This is a genomic window from Pseudogracilibacillus sp. SO10305, from assembly GCF_037072005.1.
Lineage (GTDB): Bacteria > Bacillota > Bacilli > Bacillales > Amphibacillaceae > Pseudogracilibacillus > Pseudogracilibacillus intestinigallinarum.
The window spans coordinates 24312-44638 of the sequence record NZ_JAXHDE010000001.1; the positions used below are offsets into that span (position 1 = coordinate 24312).

Annotated in this window: 21 protein-coding genes; 1 reads left to right on the forward strand and 20 read right to left on the reverse strand. The window is 34.3% G+C overall.

Annotation, left to right across the window (positions count from 1 at the left end; genetic code table 11):
- Positions 1-68: 68 nt before the first annotated feature.
- The 9 genes from SPD45_RS00145 to SPD45_RS00185 all read right to left on the reverse strand — a co-directional run bounded on the left by SPD45_RS00145 (position 69) and on the right by SPD45_RS00185 (position 10628).
- A complete protein-coding gene (locus SPD45_RS00145; RefSeq protein ID WP_336265551.1) occupies positions 69-659 on the reverse strand; it encodes a hypothetical protein in 591 nt (196 codons plus the stop codon).
- A gap of 14 nt (positions 660-673) precedes the next feature.
- Entirely contained in the window at positions 674-1672 is a 999-nt protein-coding gene (gene floA, locus SPD45_RS00150) for a flotillin-like protein FloA (protein WP_336265552.1), read from the reverse strand.
- 309 nt (positions 1673-1981) lie between these two features.
- Positions 1982-3316, reverse strand: coding sequence for an NfeD family protein (locus SPD45_RS00155; protein WP_336265553.1), 1335 nt, complete (start codon positions 3314-3316; stop codon positions 1982-1984).
- 165 nt (positions 3317-3481) lie between these two features.
- The gene (locus tag SPD45_RS00160; protein WP_336265554.1) at positions 3482-3928 is read right to left on the reverse strand and encodes a GatB/YqeY domain-containing protein; all 447 of its coding nucleotides are present in this window, start codon (positions 3926-3928) and stop codon (positions 3482-3484) included.
- A gap of 14 nt (positions 3929-3942) precedes the next feature.
- Entirely contained in the window at positions 3943-4125 is a 183-nt protein-coding gene (rpsU, locus tag SPD45_RS00165; protein WP_336265555.1) for a 30S ribosomal protein S21, read from the reverse strand.
- Positions 4126-4259: 134 nt separating this feature from the next.
- On the reverse strand, positions 4260-5597 hold the full coding sequence (gene mtaB / locus SPD45_RS00170) for a tRNA (N(6)-L-threonylcarbamoyladenosine(37)-C(2))-methylthiotransferase MtaB (RefSeq protein ID WP_336265556.1): 1338 nt from the start codon (positions 5595-5597) through the stop codon (positions 4260-4262).
- Positions 5598-5786: 189 nt separating this feature from the next.
- Positions 5787-6449 carry an MOSC domain-containing protein gene (locus tag SPD45_RS00175; RefSeq protein ID WP_336265557.1) on the reverse strand — a complete coding sequence of 221 codons (663 nt, stop codon included), beginning with the start codon at positions 6447-6449 and terminating at the stop codon, positions 5787-5789.
- Positions 6450-6670: 221 nt separating this feature from the next.
- On the reverse strand, positions 6671-9412 hold the full coding sequence (gene acnA / locus SPD45_RS00180; RefSeq protein ID WP_442961964.1) for an aconitate hydratase AcnA: 2742 nt from the start codon (positions 9410-9412) through the stop codon (positions 6671-6673).
- A gap of 130 nt (positions 9413-9542) precedes the next feature.
- The gene (locus SPD45_RS00185; RefSeq protein ID WP_336265558.1) at positions 9543-10628 is read right to left on the reverse strand and encodes a two-component system sensor histidine kinase NtrB; all 1086 of its coding nucleotides are present in this window, start codon (positions 10626-10628) and stop codon (positions 9543-9545) included.
- A gap of 173 nt (positions 10629-10801) precedes the next feature.
- Here SPD45_RS00185 and SPD45_RS00190 point away from each other — a divergent pair, with 173 nt between their 5' ends.
- A complete protein-coding gene (locus SPD45_RS00190; RefSeq protein ID WP_336265559.1) occupies positions 10802-11290 on the forward strand; it encodes a DUF2621 family protein in 489 nt (162 codons plus the stop codon).
- A 22-nt stretch (positions 11291-11312) separates the two neighbouring features.
- Here the strand turns inward: SPD45_RS00190 and SPD45_RS00195 are convergent, their stop codons facing one another.
- From SPD45_RS00195 to SPD45_RS00245, 11 genes are all read right to left on the reverse strand, one after another.
- Entirely contained in the window at positions 11313-12227 is a 915-nt protein-coding gene (locus tag SPD45_RS00195; protein WP_336265560.1) for a pseudouridine-5'-phosphate glycosidase, read from the reverse strand.
- A 2-nt stretch (positions 12228-12229) separates the two neighbouring features.
- Positions 12230-13189, reverse strand: a complete 960-nt coding sequence (locus SPD45_RS00200; protein WP_336265561.1) for a carbohydrate kinase family protein — start codon at positions 13187-13189, stop codon at positions 12230-12232.
- Between the two features lie 226 nt (positions 13190-13415).
- Positions 13416-14516 (reverse strand): carbohydrate kinase, encoded by a 1101-nt coding sequence (locus SPD45_RS00205; RefSeq protein ID WP_336265562.1) that lies wholly within the window; start codon positions 14514-14516, stop codon positions 13416-13418.
- A 97-nt stretch (positions 14517-14613) separates the two neighbouring features.
- Positions 14614-15108 carry a CcdC family protein gene (locus SPD45_RS00210; protein ID WP_336265563.1) on the reverse strand — a complete coding sequence of 165 codons (495 nt, stop codon included), beginning with the start codon at positions 15106-15108 and terminating at the stop codon, positions 14614-14616.
- 5 nt (positions 15109-15113) lie between these two features.
- The gene (locus tag SPD45_RS00215) at positions 15114-15554 is read right to left on the reverse strand and encodes a Na(+)/H(+) antiporter subunit B (protein WP_336265564.1); all 441 of its coding nucleotides are present in this window, start codon (positions 15552-15554) and stop codon (positions 15114-15116) included.
- 73 nt (positions 15555-15627) lie between these two features.
- A complete protein-coding gene (locus tag SPD45_RS00220) occupies positions 15628-16332 on the reverse strand; it encodes a cytochrome c biogenesis CcdA family protein (RefSeq protein ID WP_336265565.1) in 705 nt (234 codons plus the stop codon).
- A gap of 219 nt (positions 16333-16551) precedes the next feature.
- A complete protein-coding gene (gene tatC, locus SPD45_RS00225) occupies positions 16552-17295 on the reverse strand; it encodes a twin-arginine translocase subunit TatC (RefSeq protein ID WP_336265566.1) in 744 nt (247 codons plus the stop codon).
- Between the two features lie 73 nt (positions 17296-17368).
- Complete coding sequence (gene tatA / locus SPD45_RS00230) at positions 17369-17551, reverse strand: twin-arginine translocase TatA/TatE family subunit (protein WP_336265567.1); 183 nt, start codon at positions 17549-17551, stop codon at positions 17369-17371.
- Between the two features lie 134 nt (positions 17552-17685).
- Positions 17686-18177, reverse strand: coding sequence for a dihydrofolate reductase (locus SPD45_RS00235; RefSeq protein WP_336265568.1), 492 nt, complete (start codon positions 18175-18177; stop codon positions 17686-17688).
- Between the two features lie 255 nt (positions 18178-18432).
- On the reverse strand, positions 18433-18600 hold the full coding sequence (locus SPD45_RS00240; protein ID WP_336265569.1) for a hypothetical protein: 168 nt from the start codon (positions 18598-18600) through the stop codon (positions 18433-18435).
- A gap of 585 nt (positions 18601-19185) precedes the next feature.
- Positions 19186-20130, reverse strand: coding sequence for a thymidylate synthase (locus tag SPD45_RS00245; RefSeq protein ID WP_336265570.1), 945 nt, complete (start codon positions 20128-20130; stop codon positions 19186-19188).
- Positions 20131-20327 lie beyond the last annotated feature (197 nt).

Sequence of the window (20327 nt, forward strand, 5' to 3'; positions counted from 1 at the left end):
ATATGAGGAGAATCACAAAGAAAGAACAAAAAGAGCTAAGGACATAAGCAAGTCCTTAGCTCTTTTACTCAGCGTCTTCTTCTGTTCATTGGATTTGTATCATATGGCTTCAAAGCCCTTGGAGGCCCTAATACTTCAGCCATAATTATTCCTTCCACAATTCCTTCACGTGTCAATTTCTTTTCAATCGCAATCGATACATCTTGTTTTGCAGCCTTTTTCGGCTTTAATAAGGCTGATAAATCTTCTTTAACATCCTCTTCATTTGATTGTGATTGATATTGTGAACGTAATCGTTCATATTGTTTTTGACGTTGTTCTTCAATTGATTCCAATGTTTCTGTTGCATGATCCACACCGATTGTAGATTGTTTTTCCTTTTTGGACGGTGTTTTCTTTTCTTCTGGTTCTAAAAATTGATCTAATTGTTCTTTTAATTGATCTTGCAAGTCAGAAAAAGTAGGCATTTTTCGTTCTTTTTGTTCCTGTTGTTGCCTTGTTTGCTCAGGTTGATTTGTTCTTCTTTGTTGTCTTTGCTGTTGTTGACGACGTTTTTTCTCTTCTTCTTTTTTGGCAGAATTAAAGAAATTGATAATCGCAGCAACTATAATAATGACAAAAAACAAATTCCCAAAAATAAAGTCAAAGAAGCTATCCATTTCTCGGTGCCTCCTTATTTTTTATCGTTATCTGTTGATCCTTGGTCTTTTTTCGTTACATTTCCAATTGAGTCTCTCATATCTGTATCTGCATTAATGTTTTGGTAATTTAAGTAATCCATCACACCCATTTTACCAGAACGTAATGCTTCAGCTAATGCACGTGGTACATCTGCTTCGGCTTCCACAACTCGTGCACGCATTTCTTCCACTTTTGCAGTCATTTCTTGTTCTAATGCAACAGCCATTGCACGACGCTCTTCCGCTTTAGCTTGAGCGATATTTTTATCTGCTTGTGCTTGGTCTGTTTGTAAAATAGCCCCGATATTTTTACCAATATCCACATCTGCAATGTCAATTGATAAAATTTCAAATGCTGTACCTGAGTCTAGCCCTTTCGCTAATACCGTATGAGAAATCATATCAGGATTTTCAAGTACTTTCTTATGTGTTTCTGAACTACCGATTGTACTTACGACCCCTTCACCAACACGGGCAATTACCGTTTCTTCTCCAGCACCCCCGACTAAACGGTCAATATTAGCACGCACTGTAATTCTTGCTAAAGCTTTTACTTCGATACCGTCCATAGCAATCCCTGCAATAAATGGTGTTTCAATCACTTTCGGGTTAACACTCATTTGAACTGCTTCTAAAACGTCACGACCAGCTAAATCAATCGCTGCTGCTCTTTCAAATGTTAAACTAATATTCGCTCTTTGTGCTGCGATTAACGCATTTACTACTCTGTCTACATTACCACCAGCTAAGTAATGACCCTCTAATTGGTTAGTCGTTACATTTAATCCAGCTTTATAAGCCTTAATTAACGGATTAATAACACGTGATGGTACAACTCGACGTAAACGCATACCTACTAAAGTAAATAAACCAACTTTTACACCTGCTGCAAGTGCACTAATCCATAATGCAACGGGAACAAATGTAAATAATACAACTAATGCAATTAAAATAATTGCGATAATAATAATCGGAAAAATTTCTCCAAACATTGTACTACCTCCTATATTCTTCCATTTCATTTTTTACTAATTTTAAACATCGTACTCCCTTAAATCAAGCTTATCTTTACTGTGCTTCTCCATTACATCCATTCTAACAGCCGCAAACAAATACCATTAACCAATTTATTTACCTTCTAGCAATTAACGAAATAAAGCAGTAGACGGATTATGTATATTTGCAGCTTTTGCACTAACCATGACAATATTAGCAAATGCTTTATATCGAATGAATAGCGCAATATAGCATAATCATGTGTTTTCTTAAACAGTGAAGCAGACATAACTACACTTTATCCCTTACATACCATTCTTCTCGCGAACAACTACTTTTACACCTTCCACATGGATGATCTCTACCTTTTTGTCCTTTTCAATGAAATTTCCCTCTGAAACAACATCTAGTCGTTCCTTTTCAAATAGCACTGTGCCTGAAGGACGTAAAGGTGTGATCGTAATACCTTCTTTTCCTATCAACTCTGTTCTCGTCACTTGAGAAACATACCCTTGTTCTGTCATCGTTCGATCTCGTAAAATGAGCTTTTTAAAAATACCTCGTTCTGTCCCAATCCATTTATATAAAACAACCGCAGCAACAATTGCCGCAACTAAGGCAATGGCGACACTCATCGTCATATGAGATAATGTATATCCTGACATTAATAACGCGATAACAATCGAGGCAACACCGAAAAATCCGAGTATTCCCCCTGCAACAAAGAATTCTAATATAATCAATATGATTCCAACGATGAGAAGGATAACTGCTTCCATCCCTGCAATTCCCGCAATAATATGTCCATAAAAGAATAAAATTAAAGCGATAATCCCCATGGATCCTGCAATTCCAAAACCAGGTGTGTACAATTCAACAATTAACCCGATACTTGCAATAGAAAGTAAAATTGGAATGACAATTGGACTCGTGACAAAACGAGCAATCTCCTCTGCAAATGAAGTTTCTGTTTTCACAATTTTCGCTTGATCTAAATCTAATGCATGTAATAACTCTACCTCATTTTGTACAATTCCTTCCGCATATCCAACATCTAATGCGTGTTTCGGTGTTAACGTTAAAAACTCTCCTTTTGGAGCACCATATTCTGGTAAATCAACATTAGCATCTGCCATCGCTACAGCATATTGTGGGTCACGCCCCTTCGATTCAGCTGCACTTTCCATTGCTGCAATCCATGCAGATTGTGCCTTTTTATCTGCCGCATTTCCATCAGAGGTAATGACACCACTAGCTCCCATAGTTGCATTCGGTTTCATATAAATTGTATCGGAATTAAGTGCAATATACGAACCGGCCGATAATGCTTCATTTACAATATAGGCTGTCGTTGGTATCTCTAGGCCTTGTAATAATTTCCCAATTTGGCCTGCAGAGTCTACCCTTCCTCCAGGAGTATCAATTTCAAATATAATATGATTTGCACCTGCTTCGATTGCCTCGTTTGTTGATCTGACTAAAAAGGCTTCCAAACCTCTTTCTACTTCGTTTTCTATAGGAATCATATATACTAACTTATTTGAACCATCTTCCGCATTCTTTTCAGGTGGAAGAACAACAGTAAGTAAAAGGGTTAAAAGTAGAATATAAAACGTAAAAATCTTTTTGGACAAATACATTCACCACCTTCTTTGTCCATATATGTATAAATCGATTCTATTTTAGAATATCATATCGGATATATATTATCATTATTTATTTGAAAATTTTTATTCAATTACGAAGTAAATAAAAAGGAGTATGAGAAATTACTCTCATACCCCTTTTTAAAAACATTTGAAATATTAAGCAAGATGTTTCTGTACTAGCTGTTGTACGACAGACCCATCTGCCTTTCCTTTTACTTTTGGCATTAATTGTTGCATTACTTTACCAAAATCTTTTTTAGATGTAGCTCCTACTTGTTTAATTGTTTCCTGCACAAGTTGCTCTACCTCTGTCTCTGATAATTGAGCAGGTAAATATGGTTGTAACATTTCTATTTCAGATGCAAGTTTTTCTGCTAAATCTATTCGATTAGCTGCCTCAAACTCTTTCATCGAATCTCTTCGTTGTTTTAACTCTCTAGATAAAACGGTTATTTCATCTTCCTCAGACAATGTTTCCACACCTAGTTTAATAGCTTCGTTTTGTAAAGATGCCTTTACCATACGAATCACACTAAGTCGCTCTTTATCTTTTGCACGCATTGCTTGTTTCATGTTTTCATTTAACTGTTCTAACAGTGACATGATCACACCTACTTTTAAAATTTACGTTTACGTGCTCTAGCAGCTTCAGATTTTTTCTTACGACGCACGCTAGGTTTTTCATAATATTCACGTTTTCTGTATTCAGATAATGTTCCACTCTTTGAAACATTACGTTTAAAACGACGTAAAGCATCTTCTAAAGATTCGTTTTTACGAATTCGAGTTGTATTTGGCATACATATTTCCCTCCCTCCGGAGATAAAAACATTGATATTTAACATATCTTTTCAAACATGTTCGTTTTCATTATATTATAAGGACCGATTACGGTCAACAACTATTACTATTTATTCACGAATATCTACTATTTTTACTTTATAACAAGTTGATCAGCTACTTTTACGAATGTACCTTCGTTTAATGGATAACCTGTTTTCGTTAACTTTACACGCACAATCGAACCAATTAATTCTTCTGGACCATCAAATTGAACTTTTAAATAGTTGTCCGAATATCCCACTAATGCACCTACTTTTTCGGAGCTCTTTTCTTCAGGGATTACTTCAACAGCTTGATCCATATGTTTGTCTGCATATATTGTAGCTAATTCGTTTGATAGAGCGATCATTCTTTCTACTCGTGCATCTTTTATTTCATTTGGTACTTGGTCATCCATCCGTGCTGCTGGTGTTCCAGTCCGTCTTGAATAAGGGAAAACATGTAATTCGGCATATCCGATATCTTGTACGAATTTATACGTTTCTAAAAATTCATCCTCTGTTTCACCAGGAAAACCAACGATAATATCTGAAGTAATTGCAAGTCCTGGTAACGCTTGTTTAATTTTATCAATTTTTTCTTTATAATAATCCGCAGAGTACTTTCTTCTCATTCTTGCAAGCACCGTATTTGATCCAGATTGTAATGGAATGTGTAAATGACGCACAATCTTTTCTGATTCGTCTAACACTTGAATTACTTCATCTGTAATTTGACTTGCTTCAATGGATGAAATTCGAATTCGTTTTAAACCATCCACTTTCGTTTCTAATTCCCGTAATAATTTCGCAAAATTATAGTCTTGCATATCTTCTCCATACCCAGCTGTATGAATACCTGTTAAGACAATTTCTTTATACCCTGCATCTACTAATTTTTGCGCTTGTTCTAGCACATTTTCTGGATCTCTAGAACGCAGTAACCCTCTTGACCAAGGGATGATACAAAATGTACAGAAATTATTACATCCTTCTTGAATTTTTAAAGATGCACGCGTTCTATCAGAAAAAACGGGTACGTCCATCTCTTCAAATGTACGATTTTTCATAATATTTTGTACCCCATTAACCGGTTGTCTAGTTAACTCATGTTCCTCAATTAATTTAATCATATTTTTACGATTTTGTGTTCCAACGACAACATCTACCCCAGGTATTTCCATTACTTCTCCTGGTGATGTTTGTGCATAACATCCAGTAACACATACTACCGCTTCAGGGTTTTTTCTAACTGCACGTCGAATGACTTGGCGGCTTTTTTTATCTCCCGTATTCGTTACTGTACAAGTATTTACGACATAAATATCGGCTATTTTATCGAAATCAACCCGTTCAAACCCTTCCGCTTTAAACATATTCCATATGCCTTCTGTTTCATAATGATTTACTTTACACCCAAGCGTGTGAAACGCAACCGTTTTATTGCTCATTTATATCAAACCTTTCTTAACATTCCATATATCTTCATAAATAATAATTGTCGCATTATATCATAACATAAAATACGTTGAATCGATAAGGTTAAGCAACTGTTTGTTAATTATTATGCTCTCCCACTATATTAGGAAAAATAAAGAGCATAATAGTATGTTCAACAAAATATCTTCATTCGAATATAGTTAAATTTTCAATTTATGTAACCGTTCGTTTAACAGTTCTTTCCATTCATCTGCTAATGCTTCCACCGACAGTATTTTGTTCATACCTTCTACATTTTTATGTCCTCGGAAGTACACTTCATTTCCAAAAAGCACGGACACCTGTTGTGGATGTCGTTCTTCAAGTGTAATTTTGGAATCACTACATACGATACCTTCTTCTAAAACGCGACATAAATATCCTGTATAACCCGTTTCGATCATTCGTTTTAAAAGCAATGGATTTTTCGTTCTTTTCGTTATTGTGCTGCATGGAATTCTACTTTGTGTTATTTGGATGAATGCCTCTCCTAAACGATAAACATCGCCAAAATATGTATCTTTTTCCAGCATGTTTGAAACCGTTAAATTTTCACCAAAATTCGCTTTAGATAATGGGTATCCAAATTCCTTTTCCCAAAATGTATAATGTTCATAAGGGTATACACAAACCGCTCGATCTGGTCCACCATGATGACGTAAATCAGCTACTCCATCCCCATTAAATCCATCTTTTGTTAAGTAAGCTTCTTCTATAGACTGTTTACATATACCTGTTCGCATATATTTGTTTTCAGCGTACTTCATTTCTTTAGGTAAACTAACTGCAAAATCAACTATTTCTCTATTTCTAGTAAATTGCATGTACGAACACACCCTCCGACGAATCTTTTTATTCTTTGTTCAAAATAACGGTTTTTAACTATAACCGTAACTGATTATAACATAATTTACAACATAGTTTTCAATTTGATATATGGCTTTTAAGATGAGGATATTTGATATAGAAGTAATCTTTTACTCCTTTAAAAGAAAAAAACGCTAGCTATATACGACATAGCTAGCGTTTTAAAGTTAATAGATTATTAATTATTTTCAGCAATACGGTTACGAAGAACCATTTGTAAAATACCACCGTTACGGTAGTAGTCCATCTCAACTTCACTGTCGAAACGTACTTTAACATTGAACTTCGTTTCTTTTCCGTCTTTATGAGTTGCAACAACTTCAGCCGTTCCACCAGGAGTGATAGATTCGTCAATGTTAATTGCATACTCTTCCGTTCCGTCTAAGCCAAGCGTTTCAGCGCCCTCACCATCAGCAAAAACAAGTGGTAATACACCCATCATTACTAAGTTAGAACGGTGAATTCTTTCAAAGCTTTCTGCGATAACAGCTTTAATCCCTAATAAATTAGAACCTTTAGCAGCCCAGTCACGAGAAGATCCCATACCGTAGTCTTTACCACCAATAACTACTAAACCAGTTCCGTCTTCTTTATATTTCATTGCTGCATCGTAAATCGGCATAATTTCTCCTGTTGGCCAATAAGTAGTGTATCCACCTTCTGTACCCGGAGCAATTTTGTTACGAATACGAATGTTCGCAAATGTACCACGCATCATTACTTCGTGGTTACCACGACGTGATCCGTAAGAGTTAAAGTCACGAGGTGATACGTCTTTATCTTGTAAATATTTTCCTGCTGGTGAATCTAATGCAATCGCTCCAGCTGGAGAAATATGGTCAGTTGTAACTGTATCTCCTAATAAACCTAACACTTTTAAGCCACTTAACGGTTCAATTGTGTCGACATCTTTCGATAACCCTTCAAAGAATGGTGGGTTTTGAATATATGTCGAGTTATCATCCCATTCGTATAATGGCTCATCCGTTGTTTCAATTTGGTTCCATTTTTCGTTTGATTCGAATAAGTTATCATATTCAGAACGGAAAATTTCTGGATTTACAACTTCGTTCACTGTAGTTCTAATATCATCCATTGAAGGCCAGATATCTTTTAAGTATACATCGTTTCCGTCTTTATCTTTACCTAATGAATCATTACGTAAATCGAAATCAACCGATCCAGCTAATGCATAAGCAACAACTAATGGTGGTGATGCTAAGTAGTTAGCTTTCACTAATGGGTGAATACGACCTTCGAAGTTACGGTTACCTGATAATACAGATGCAACTGTTAAGTCAGCATCCATAACTGCTTTTTCGATATCTTGACGTAATGGTCCAGAGTTACCGATACAAGTCGTACATCCATATCCAACTGTGTTGAATCCTAATGCATCTAAATATTCTGTTAAACCAGAATCATTTAAGTAACGAGTAACTACTGTTGAACCTGGTGCTAATGATGTTTTTACGAAATCAGGTACTGTTAACCCTTTTTCTACAGCATTTTTCGCAAGTAGACCTGCACCTAACATAACGTACGGGTTAGATGTGTTCGTACAAGAGGTTATCGCTGCAATTGCAACTGCACCTGTCTTCATAACAGACTTCTCGCCTGTTGTTGGGTTTGTAATTTCTACTTCTTTATCAAACTCAGATTTATCTAAACCTAAACCTTGGTTTCCAGCAGGAGCTGTAACCGCAGTTACGAATTTTTCTTGCATATCTCCTAATGCAATACGGTCTTGTGGACGCTTTGGACCAGCAAGGCTTGATTCTAATTCAGATAAATTAATTTCAACTGTTTCTGTGTACTCAGGGTCTTTCATATCTGCCGAATACCAGAAGTTGTTTTCTTTACAATATTTTTCAACTAATGCAATTTGCTCTTCAGGACGACCTGTTAAGCGTAAGTAGTTTAATGCTTCTTCATCAATTGGGAAGAAACCACAAGTTGCACCATACTCTGGAGCCATGTTTGAGATTGTCGCACGGTCAGCTAATGGCATATCCGCTAATCCCGGTCCGTAGTACTCAACGAATTTACCTACAACGTTTTTCTCACGTAATACTTCCGTTACTGTTAATGCTAAGTCTGTCGCAGTCGTTCCTTCAGGGAATTCACCTGTGAACTTCACTCCGATTACTTCTGGTTGTGGGAAATATGATGGTTGTCCAAGCATTCCTGCTTCCGCTTCAATTCCTCCAACACCCCATCCTAGTACTCCTAGACCGTTCACCATTGGTGTATGAGAGTCTGTACCAAATACAGTGTCTGGGAAAGAATCAAAAGATCCATCTTCATTTGCATTTGCATGTACTACATCTGCTAAATATTCAAGGTTAACTTGGTGTACGATACCTGTTGCTGGTGGTACAGCACGGTAATTATCAAAGGCTTTAGTTGCCCAGTTTAAGAACTGATAACGCTCTGCATTTCGCTCAAATTCTAACTCCATGTTAGCTTCTAATGCAGTTGGGTTACCATAATGATCTACCTGTACAGAGTGGTCAATAACTAAATCAACCGGTACTTCAGGGTTAATACGATCTGGGTCTCCACCCATATCTACCATAGCTTTTCTTAATGAAGCTAAATCAACTACAGCTGGTACCCCTGTAAAGTCTTGCAAAATTACACGTGAAGGTTTAAACGGTACGTCTACACCTTTCCCCTCAGGTGTTCCCCATTTTGCTAATCCTTCAACATGTTCATCTTTAATGACACGACCATCGTGTTGGCGAATAACTGATTCTAATAACACACGAATTGAGAACGGTAAACGTTCAATAGAACCTAATTTAGCATCTTCAATACCTTTTAGGTCATAGTAATTATACGTTTTACCATTTAGTTCAAACGATTTTTTTGTACGAAAGTTATCGTTTCCCATTAATTGTTTAGCCCCTTTCATCATTTCATATATTTCTAGGTTAAAAATACCCTTTTCAATAATAGTCTATATGAAACTGAAAGATAAAACAAATGTTTACAAACATTTCATCAATATGTTTTTGTTATTTCCTCTAATAAGTAAAAATTATACTTTAGCGTCTTTCGGTTAATTTATTATTATTGTTCGAAAAATGGGGTAGTGTAATCGTCGCTATTGTTCCTTTCGTTTTTCTATTTTCAAAAAACATTTTCCCTTGATGATTCAATATGATAGAATGACTAATCGCTAATCCTAAACCTGTCCCATTTTGTTTGGATGTACAAAACGGTTGTTTCCATTCATGAATCATTTCTTCTGACATGCCCTTACCTTCGTCTTTAATTTCAATGACAACTTCATTCATATACTCGTTTAAAAACACATGAATCAATATGTTACCTTCATACTCCATCGCTTCAGCACTATTTTTGCATACATTTAAAAACACTTGTTTAATTTGCCGAGCATCTACAAATAATTGGTAATCCGCCTCCATATTTACCTCAAATGTAACATGTCGTAATTCACTTTGTGTTTGTAGTATAAACAAGCAATCTTCAATTAAATTTTTAACTGTTTCTAATTGTTTCTTCTCGTCTAAAGGTTTTCCGGTTTGTAATAAATAGGTCGTAAGTTCTTCTAATTTTTCGACCTCTTTAATCATTACCTCATAATATACTCCCTCTTGCTTTACCCCTGCTTGTAATAATTGGAGAAATCCTTTTATAGATGTTAACGGGTTCCTTAATTCATGAACTACACCAGCAGCTAATGTTGCCGTCTCGATCAATGCTTGTTGTTTAATATTCATTTGTTCTTGGTGTACTTTTTCAGTTATATCTTTTAATAAACTAAAATAATATGTTTCACCTTCTACTTCTTGTTCTTCAATCAACAATGAAAAGTAGTATTTTTTATCTCGTTGTTCGTGTGAAAATTTAGGAATGAAAATATGATGTTCATTTTGAAATTCATCTTCCATGAAAATTTCATGAGGTATTAGTTGAAAGAAATTCATGTTTATGTACGAATGTTTATACTGTGGAAAATACTTTTGGATTGTCGATGACACTTGAATGATCTTCAATTCGGAGTCTAATAAGAACAAGACTACTTCTTCCGTCACTTGCACGTACCATTCCGAAAAACACCGCAAAATTTCGCGATTACCTTCATTTAATGGTAATTTATGAAACATTGTAAACATTCCCCCTACAAAACGTGGTCTCTATGTCAATATATGCCACTTACTTGTATGTATGTCTCTTAATGTTTATAATAATAGGCAGATAAAGAACGGATAACTTTATTATGATATTACTATATCATGGAGAAAAAAGATACCATTTTTTGCATGAAAGGTGAGATTGAATGGAATATATTATCGTTTTATGGGGATTTTTCCTAATTGGTTTTTTAGCAATTGGGGGATATTTTATGTTCCGAAAGTTTTTAAAACAACTACCGAAAGAAGACGGTAAATCAGATATGTACTGGCAACATCACTATATCGACAAAACAAAACATATGTGGGGAGAAGAGGAACTTGGGTTGTTAAATGAATTAGTATCACCGGTTCCAGAATTATTCCGTGACGTTGCAAAACAAACGATTGCAGGTAAAATTGGGGAAGTTGCTTTAGATAAAAATGCTACAAAAATTACCGAAGATATCATTATCCAAGGCTATATTATTGGTACGCCAAAAAGGGACCATAAATTTTTACGAAAAAAACTAAAAGAGAAAAACATCGATGTTGCACCATATGAACAATATTTCGAGTTATCGAAAAAAGAATATCGTGAAAACTGGAAAAAGAAATATGAAAGACAACAAAAAGAAAGTCAGAACAAACATTAAAATATGTTCTGACCTTTTTTATTTATATTAGTTTGTTCAAGCTTACAGCAATTTGTGCTCCAACTTTTGCATTATGCTTCACTAATGCAATATTTACTTCTAAACTTTTCCCATCTGTCAATTCTTTAACTTTCGCTAATAAAAACGGCGTACTATCCTTCCCAATAACATTATTTGCTTCCGCTTCCTTAATTGCTTCTGCAATAATACCATTAATGAATGTTTCATCCATTGCGTTTTCTTCTGGTATCGGGTTAGCTATCACTGTGCCACCTTGTAATTGAAGATCCCATTTCGTCTTTAATGTTTTTGCAATGATTTCAATTGAATCCGTATGGAAAGGTACTTTATGTTCACTTTTTCTCGTATAAAATGCAGGTAAATATTCTGTTTCATACCCGATTACTGGAACACCTTTTGTTTCCAAATATTCCATCGTTAAACCTAAATCCAAAATTGACTTTGCTCCAGCACAGACGACAGCTACATTTGTTTGTGCAAGTTCTTCTAAATCTGCTGAAATATCCATCGTCGTCTCAGCCCCGCGGTGTACCCCGCCAATACCACCTGTTACAAAAATTTCAATTCCAGCCATTTCTGCACAAATCATCGTTGATGCTACTGTAGTTGCTCCTAACTTGTTTGTAGCTATAACTTGGGCTAAATCTCTACGTGACACTTTTTGCACATTCTCACTTTTACCAAATAGTTCCAACTCATTATTGGATAATCCAATTCTAATCTTTCCATCCATAATCGCTATCGTAGCTGGAACTGCACCTTGACTACGAACAATTTCTTCTACTTCTCGTGCCATTTGTACGTTTTCAGGATATGGCATCCCATGAGAAATAATCGTTGATTCCAAAGCGACAATTGGTAATCCTTTCTCTTTCGCTTGTTGCACTTCTTCAGATAATAGTAAATAATCTTTCACTTTTAAAGTTCCTCCATCTCTTGTAATAATTGACTTTTGCTTAATTCTAATCGAACGGTGTATAGGGACAAAATTGTTTTATATGCATTTATCATCCCAAGTTGAATCGATTCTTTTAATGTATTTCCTTCTATAAAACCAAAAATTACCCCTGAACAAAATGCATCACCAGCACCTGTTACATCGATTACTTGTTCAGCACGTATCGGAGGAAAACATTGTATATTTAAATCGTTATTTTCCGCTATATTTCCGACCATCACTCCATTGTCTCCGTTTGTTACTACGACTTGTTTTATACCCTTTTGTAACCATTTCTTTACCGCTTCTTTCCACGCATTATGTGAATGAATTGGCATTTGAAAATACGTCTCAGACTCATCTTTATTTGTAATGAGCCACTCCACACCTTCTAATGTGGTAGGTAATCTGTCCATTTTAGGGGAAGAAACAGGAATAATAATGAGTGGGATTGTAAAACGTTTTGCAATTGTATATACATACTCTACTGTTTCTTTCGGACAATTTAAATCTATTACAATACAAGTTGCAGAGCGAATTAATGATTCTTTTTCCTTTATTCGTTCGATCGTTAGTTGATCAAATATATCCATATTCGCATAAGCAACTTCCATATTACCTTCTTCATCTAAAATGGCTGTATATGACCCAGTAGAATGTCCCTCGACTTCCAAGACGTCATTCATATCGATATACTTTTTCGAAGATTGCAAAATCTTCAACCTATCAGCATCATTTCCTACCGCTGTTAGCAATTTTACATCATTTTCTAGCCTTCCTAAATTCTCAGCAATATTTCTACCAACACCACCGATAGAGGTAGATGATACAACTGGATTGGATGTCCCTTGCATAATTGGTTGTTTCGCCCGATATTTTCGATCAATATTCGCACCGCCAATACAGACGATGTATGTATCTTTTTTCACTTGTTTATTCATATACCCTCCATAAAACAAATGTTTATAATCAAAACACAAGTTTATTTTACCTATCAAATTCTCCGCTGTCAATATCATCTTTTCTATTCTGGGAGAAATGCAAAAAGCCCAAACAAAAGGGCGGTTGCAAAGATGAATTACGTTAGAAAGGTGGTCCTTACATTTATTTCTCTTCTATTTAACCTCGCCTTTACATTCGAACTTCTTATTTGCTTCTTTATACGTTTCATTTGTTATACCCTATTTTTTCCACCTGTTTTTTCAATAACTCTGCAGTTACTTCGGGATAAACGGATGTGTTTGTTTGGGCTGTCAAACTCATATTACATAAACCATAGTAACATGCATCTTTTAAAGTGTTTTCTTGCAAGATGGCATACATCAATCCCGATACAAATGCCTCTTGCATCCCCGTTTCATCTTTTAAAATATATGGATGAATTGTTATAGGTTGTATTTTCCCATCGATTTCACCGTAAACGGTATAATGATTATGTAAAATAACCGGATATACTACACCCATTTCTTTTAAACGTTTAATCGCTTTCATATAGTCGTCATCTTTATTTAAGTTTAATTGGAACAAATATTCCACTTCTCGTTTATGCAAGATGATTGCTTCCACTCCTCTCAATTCAAAGGGAAGTTTTTTCAATTTCACAGATGAACTAGAAGTTATAAATAAACGAATTTTTTCTTCCCGACATTTAGCAATAATAAACTGAATTACTTCTTTACTTACATTGGTATCCAAAAATACAGCTTTTGCATTTTCTATCTTCGCCCATCTATCTTCTACCATGTCAACCGTAATTTCATTATAAATTTTCATATCTGCCATCGCTACAACAGTTTCGCCTGTTACATCTATTAATGTCGTATAGGATCCAGTTCTTTCTGAATGTAATGTCCATACTTTACTTACATCTAGCCCACTTTCTATTCCTTGTTCTAATAACCAAATTCCCTCCTTATCCTCTCCAATAGCAGACAACAATGATACATTATACTGTAAACGATGCAGGTTTTCAGCGACATTTCTTGCTACACCACCAGGAACTTCTAGGACATGCACTAGATTTGAACTATGTAAGATAACATTTTCCTCTGCGCTTGCTTTTCGATCTATGTTCATACCACCAATACAAACTATCGCTTCATTTTCACGAACAATATACGCTCTACCAATAATTTTTCCGCTATTTGTTAAAGCGCGAATATAATTAGCGACAGCTGAACGGGATAGTCCTACTTTTTCTGCTAATTCTTGTTGTGTTATATATGGATTTAAAATAATATAATGTAATATTTCTTCTTCCTTTGTCATTTTCTTTTCTCACTCCAACGCTAGTATACTTCTTTAAATGTATCATACTTATATATGTTTTGGTTTCTTTTACATAAAAAAAGAACATAGTATATAACTACATTCTTTTTTCGATAACATTTTTCAATTGATAATATTTTCGAAGCATTGCGATCCGCCAAGTTAGAATCATAGTAAAAGCAAGTATGAAAAACATGCCACTTGTTTCTCCAAATGAAATGATACTACCTATAATCATTTTAATTATCATACGGATAATTAATAAGCCGATTAAAATCAAGATGAATGCCTTTGACGGGATTAAATATATATTTTTTTCGCTTATTTCAAATTTCGTTAATTTAATAAGAAAAATCGAAAAAAATAGTCCAACGATTACCGCCTCTCCAATCCCTAATAAAGAAACACGGAATGCTGGAAAAAGAAACATAAAAGCCCCCGTACTCATGAAGACAGGGGGCAAAATAATTTTCTTGGGAGTAATTGGCTTTGTTGCAGCTTTTGCCCGTACAAAAATCATAATGGTCGCCATCCCAAATGCAACTATCGTACTGGCAGCAACTAAAACTGTTTGGTCCATTGATTTCATCATTTTGCTTACTCTTTCACTGAGCCTCTATCTGAAGCAATTGTTAAAATAATTGTCATTGTAGAACCGAATACAGTGAAATAAACACCAAGATCAAACAACATCGCCGTTGCTAGTTCCACTTCGCCAACTAAAGGGATTGTAAATGTGCCAAATGTGTGTGTTAAAAATGGGACATTAAATAATAATGAACCTAGCCCAGTTAAAATTGCAACGAGCAATCCTAACGGAATAAACTGAATATAATTAATACGAATAATTTTATTCACTTGTTCTTCACCGTATGCCATGAACATTAATAAAACTGCCGCGGTCGTCGTTAATCCACCAACGAACCCACCACCTGGAGAATTATGTCCAGCCAGTAATAAATATACAGCAAAGCCTAATAAAATAAATACAATTAAAGAAGACGTTACTTTTAATATTAGATTATTCGGTTTATGCATCGTAAAACTCCTCATTTGTTTCATCATTTCTTTCTCTATTCTACACGAATATAACTAAAAATGAAAGCGCTAATTAAAACCCATAAAATCCTGTCCATTCTGCAAATAACGACGATAATTTAGCCATCCAATTGAAAAATAACGCTATACCAAATACAACCATAATATAGCCACCTATTTTTACTACCTTTTGGCTATGACGCTTTATAAAATCCATTTTTCCTATAAAGAAAGACAATACTAAGAATGGAATTGCAAAACCTAACACATAACTAATCATTAAAAGAACTCCTTGATCTGGATGTGTTGCTGCCATGGATAAAACAATCGCTAAAATAGGACCCATACAAGGTGTCCATCCCATCGCAAATGCTAGACCAATAATAAATGTACCGATAAATCCTGACGGTCTATTTTTAAATTTAATTGATCGATCTTTCATTAAAAACTCAAAGTTTAATATTCCAACTATTACTAAACCGAAGAAGATAATAACAATCGCACCAATTTGTCTAATTAAATCTTGGTACATTAATAAATATTTCGAAAATGCATTCGCCGAAAAACCTAACATAACGAATACTAATGAAAATCCTAATAAGAAAATAACTGTATGAATCATACTGTTCATATTAAATTTTTTATCATCATTCGTTAATTCATTTACACTCATTCCAGTAATATAAGATAAAAATGCTGGAAATAGAGGCAACACACATGGTGATATAAATGATAAGAATCCTGCTCCGAACGCTAAAAATAAATTTACTTCTTCCATTTCTCTCCCCCTAACACAAGCTATCATACATATTGTATCAGAAATTTCATGAAATAAGCGTCATCTGTTTGACAGTTATCTGAACGTTTAATTTCCCAACTAATTTCCTTTTATATTTCCCGGGTACCCGCAAAATGCTACAAATTACACAAAGATTAACGGTAAAATTTGTCGAATCATGCTTTTTCTCATCAAAAAAACGAGTAATGTGCCATTACATTACTCGTTCATATATTCCATATGTCGCTTAATTTTCTTGCGATAAACGATCTGTGATAAATGAATACTAATTTCATATAAAATAAAAAGTGGAATTGCAACCGCTATTTGTAGTACAACATCAGGTGGGGTTACAAGTGCCCCAACAATTAACAAAATAAAATATGCATATTTCCGTGACTTTCTTAAAAAGTCCGGTGTTAAAATGCCTAAACTCGTTAAAAACATAATAATAATAGGTAGTTCAAATAAAATAGCAAACGGCAATGTAACACGCAACATAAAACGGAAATATTTTTCTACTGTAAAAAGTTCATTAAACATACCATCATTTAAATTTAATAAAAATGGTAAAATTAATTTAACAAACATAAAATACCCGAATACTAATCCACCAAGAAACAATAAAAATACTGCTGGTATGTAAGATAGAGACACTTTTCTCTCTTTCTCTGTTAATCCGGGTTTTACAAATAACCATAATTGTAAACTAAGAACTGGTAATGTTGCTACTATTGCTACAAGCCCCGCAATCGTAAAATAAATCCAAATAATATCTCCTGGACTTGTCACAGTTAATTTAAAATCGATATCATTTTCAAAAAAACTGTAAATATCTTTAATAAAGATAAAAGCAAGGATAAAAAAACCAACGAAAGCAAAAGCTGTAACCATTAAGCGGTTTCTCAGTTCAGACAAATGTCCAACGACGTTCATTTCTTTCCCATTTACATTAGTAGACATTTTGCCCTATCGCTCCTTTGTTACACTAATATGTGTACGATTAAAAAAGATGTAAGGATGTCCTTACACCAATTTATTCGTTCGACTCTTTTTTATCTTCTTTTTCATCGTCACCCATCATACCTTTTGTTGCATTCTTAAATTCTCTTAACGAACTTCCTGCAGCTTTCCCAATTTCAGGTAACTTTGAAGGTCCGAAAATTAATAACGCGACAACTAAAATTAATATTAAACTTGGAATTCCAATTTGCGCCATGAATTTCACCTCATTTTTTAAACATATACAATGCTATATAACGTTACATGTCATACAGTCATTGCTAAAAGTATGTTCCTAATTTAACCATCTTTATTATAAGCGAATTGTTTTATCATTACAATAAAGAACGACTATTTTTTTCGATCATATTGAATAAAGTAATACTCATACACATTTTTGTCATCTTTTATTCCTTTTTCCTTCGTTGTTTCCTCCCATATTGTTGGATCTATTTCTGGAAAATAAACATCGCCATCAAAGGCTTCATTGATAACCGTCACATATAAGCGATCGGCATATGGAAGTATTTGTTCAAATAAATGCCCCCCACCTATGACAAACAATTCTTTTTTCTTATCCTTTTCTTGTAAGGCAAAAATTTCCTCCATAGAATGGATTACTTCGACACCTTCAGGAAATGATTGTTTTCCCCTCGTTAATACGACTGTCGTTCTACCAGGTAAAACACGTCCAATAGATTCAAACGTTTTTCTACCCATAACCATTGTTGAACCTAAGGTTGTTTCTTTAAAATGTTGTAAATCTTTTGGCAAATGCCATGGCATATCATTATCTTTACCGATGACATTATTTTTATCCATTGCGACTATAAGGGATAACATACGTAATACTCCTCACTTATTGTTTTTTACACAAACCGAATTATAGCATAGGTAATATATCTATTCCATAGCAACCTACCGTCTCTACATGAACATATATAAAAGTATGAAACTAAATCCAGCAAAGTGAATGTCATGCAATGTGTACTTATCATACTAATTTAGAAAATACTTAAATCACTCCATTTACACCGTATAACCTAAGAAAATAAAATGTATGCTCATGTAATGAAAGGAAAAATAATTGGATTGTTTTTATAGTCTTTCCTTTTCGAGTCTTTCTACTCGTTGTTTTAAATCTTTTATTTCTTGATGTAATGCATCTTTCGGTATCTTGATTCGATTACTTATAACAGAAACAATCGACAACAATACAATGATAATAAAAAAGATGCCGATTCCAAAAATTAACATTAGTGCCATCGAGTCAATCCTTTCATTCATTATATCCACATTGTACCATATCCTATATTAATTAAAAAAGGAGCATAGCGAAGTCAATACATTGACGATGAATTTTTTCACATAGATGACGAGCCGATAAAATATGCTAGTAATCGAATAACCACATGATAAATGAATATAAATAAAATTGGGCAAAACATACTGACACCGACAAGAGAATTTTAGTTTCATTAAATAAATTTTTATTGCAAAGAATTTTGTTCAATCTAATGTGTCGCTTGTCGCTTCTTAATATTTGCTTCATGCTCCATAGGCTAGCCGTAATCAACAGAAAAATTAATCCGTTTTTAATAAATTTAAACATACAAAAAAGCACACTCTAGTAAAATTAATGTATTTATCTAATAATTTATAGAGGTGCTTCTTATTTTTAAATATTGTAGGATGAATCAAATTGTTTTAACTTTAAGTTTTAAAAAATATAATATTTAAGAACGGTATATCTTTAGCAAGAAACAGTCTAATAAAAGTATACTTGAAAAGCATTTGGATTTTTTGCCCAAATCCATTTTTCATCTTTTCGTCCTAAAATGTAATTTCCATTTATACGGCAATATCTGCTTTTATTGTAGGGTGTGGATCATAACCTTCTAACTCAAAGTCATCCATTGTATAATCAAATACTGTTTCTGGCTTTCGTTTTAACTTTAATGTCGGTAATTGTTTTGGTGTACGGTCGATTAATATTTTTGCTTGTTCCATATGATTGCTATATAAATGGACATCTCCCCCGGAAAAAATTAATTCTCCTACTTCTAAATCACACTGTGCAGCAACCATATGTGTTAAGAGAGCATAGCTTGCAATATTAAATGGAAGACCGAGGAATGTATCAACACTTCTTTGTTGCCACATTAAGGACAATTTACCATCTGCAACATAGAACTGAAATGCATAATGGCATGGTGGTAATGCCATATGATCTACTTCTCCCGGATTCCACGCGTTTACTAATAAGCGTCTTGAATTCGGATTATGTTTAATTTGCTCAACCACATTTGTCATTTGATCGACAAAACTACCATTTTTCGATTCCCATTTCCTCCACTGTGCTCCATAAACAGGACCTAATTCTCCATATTGTTTGGCAAACGAGTCATCTGTCAAAATACGCTCTTTAAACTTTTCCATTTCCGCATCATATTCTGCTTTAAATTCTGGATCTGTTTGACTACGTAAACCAAAATCTGTCATATCAGGACCATCATAATCTTCACTTTCTATATATCGTTTAAACGGCCATTCATTCCATATATTATTCTGATGTTCTAATAAAAACTTTAAATTTGTATCCCCTCGTAGAAACCATAACAATTCACTTGCAACGAGACGAAATGGTACCCGTTTCGTCGTTAATAATGGGAAACCTTCTTGCAAGTCAAAACGAAGTTGACGCCCAAATACAGAAACCGTACCTGTCCCAGTTCGATCCCCTTTCGTCGCTCCATTTTGTAAAATATCTTCTAATAATTGTATATAATTTTGCATCTATATCACCATTCTTACTTATTAATTTTATCGCTTAATAAACTATATCATTAATGATACAGTTACGAAAGCAATTTTACACGATAACCCAACCTCACTAATCAAAAAATACTGTTTCTCATAAGTGCTATTATTGAAACTTCAATATGAATTAAACAAATTTTATGAAATAATATAAAATAAATAGTTTGTAAATT

Bases quoted from the DNA above. Each gene is read 5' to 3' on its own strand.
- SPD45_RS00145 (WP_336265551.1), bottom strand. From the start codon at position 659: ATGGATAGCTTCTTTGACTTTATTTTTGGGAATTTGTTTTTTGTCATT.
- floA (WP_336265552.1), bottom strand. From the start codon at position 1,672: ATGTTTGGAGAAATTTTTCCGATTATTATTATCGCAATTATTTTAATT.
- SPD45_RS00155 (WP_336265553.1), bottom strand. From the start codon at position 3,316: ATGTATTTGTCCAAAAAGATTTTTACGTTTTATATTCTACTTTTAACC.
- SPD45_RS00160 (WP_336265554.1), bottom strand. From the start codon at position 3,928: ATGTCACTGTTAGAACAGTTAAATGAAAACATGAAACAAGCAATGCGT.
- rpsU (WP_336265555.1), bottom strand. From the start codon at position 4,125: ATGCCAAATACAACTCGAATTCGTAAAAACGAATCTTTAGAAGATGCT.
- mtaB (WP_336265556.1), bottom strand. From the start codon at position 5,597: ATGAGCAATAAAACGGTTGCGTTTCACACGCTTGGGTGTAAAGTAAAT.
- SPD45_RS00175 (WP_336265557.1), bottom strand. From the start codon at position 6,449: ATGCAATTTACTAGAAATAGAGAAATAGTTGATTTTGCAGTTAGTTTA.
- acnA (WP_442961964.1), bottom strand. From the start codon at position 9,412: ATGATGAAAGGGGCTAAACAATTAATGGGAAACGATAACTTTCGTACA.
- SPD45_RS00185 (WP_336265558.1), bottom strand. From the start codon at position 10,628: ATGTTTCATAAATTACCATTAAATGAAGGTAATCGCGAAATTTTGCGG.
- SPD45_RS00190 (WP_336265559.1), top strand. From the start codon at position 10,802: ATGGAATATATTATCGTTTTATGGGGATTTTTCCTAATTGGTTTTTTA.
- SPD45_RS00200 (WP_336265561.1), bottom strand. From the start codon at position 13,189: ATGAATAAACAAGTGAAAAAAGATACATACATCGTCTGTATTGGCGGT.
- SPD45_RS00205 (WP_336265562.1), bottom strand. From the start codon at position 14,516: ATGACAAAGGAAGAAGAAATATTACATTATATTATTTTAAATCCATAT.
- SPD45_RS00210 (WP_336265563.1), bottom strand. From the start codon at position 15,108: ATGATGAAATCAATGGACCAAACAGTTTTAGTTGCTGCCAGTACGATA.
- SPD45_RS00215 (WP_336265564.1), bottom strand. From the start codon at position 15,554: ATGCATAAACCGAATAATCTAATATTAAAAGTAACGTCTTCTTTAATT.
- SPD45_RS00220 (WP_336265565.1), bottom strand. From the start codon at position 16,332: ATGGAAGAAGTAAATTTATTTTTAGCGTTCGGAGCAGGATTCTTATCA.
- tatC (WP_336265566.1), bottom strand. From the start codon at position 17,295: ATGTCTACTAATGTAAATGGGAAAGAAATGAACGTCGTTGGACATTTG.
- tatA (WP_336265567.1), bottom strand. From the start codon at position 17,551: ATGGCGCAAATTGGAATTCCAAGTTTAATATTAATTTTAGTTGTCGCG.
- SPD45_RS00235 (WP_336265568.1), bottom strand. From the start codon at position 18,177: ATGTTATCCCTTATAGTCGCAATGGATAAAAATAATGTCATCGGTAAA.
- SPD45_RS00240 (WP_336265569.1), bottom strand. From the start codon at position 18,600: ATGGCACTAATGTTAATTTTTGGAATCGGCATCTTTTTTATTATCATT.
- SPD45_RS00245 (WP_336265570.1), bottom strand. From the start codon at position 20,130: ATGCAAAATTATATACAATTATTAGAAGATATTTTACAAAATGGAGCG.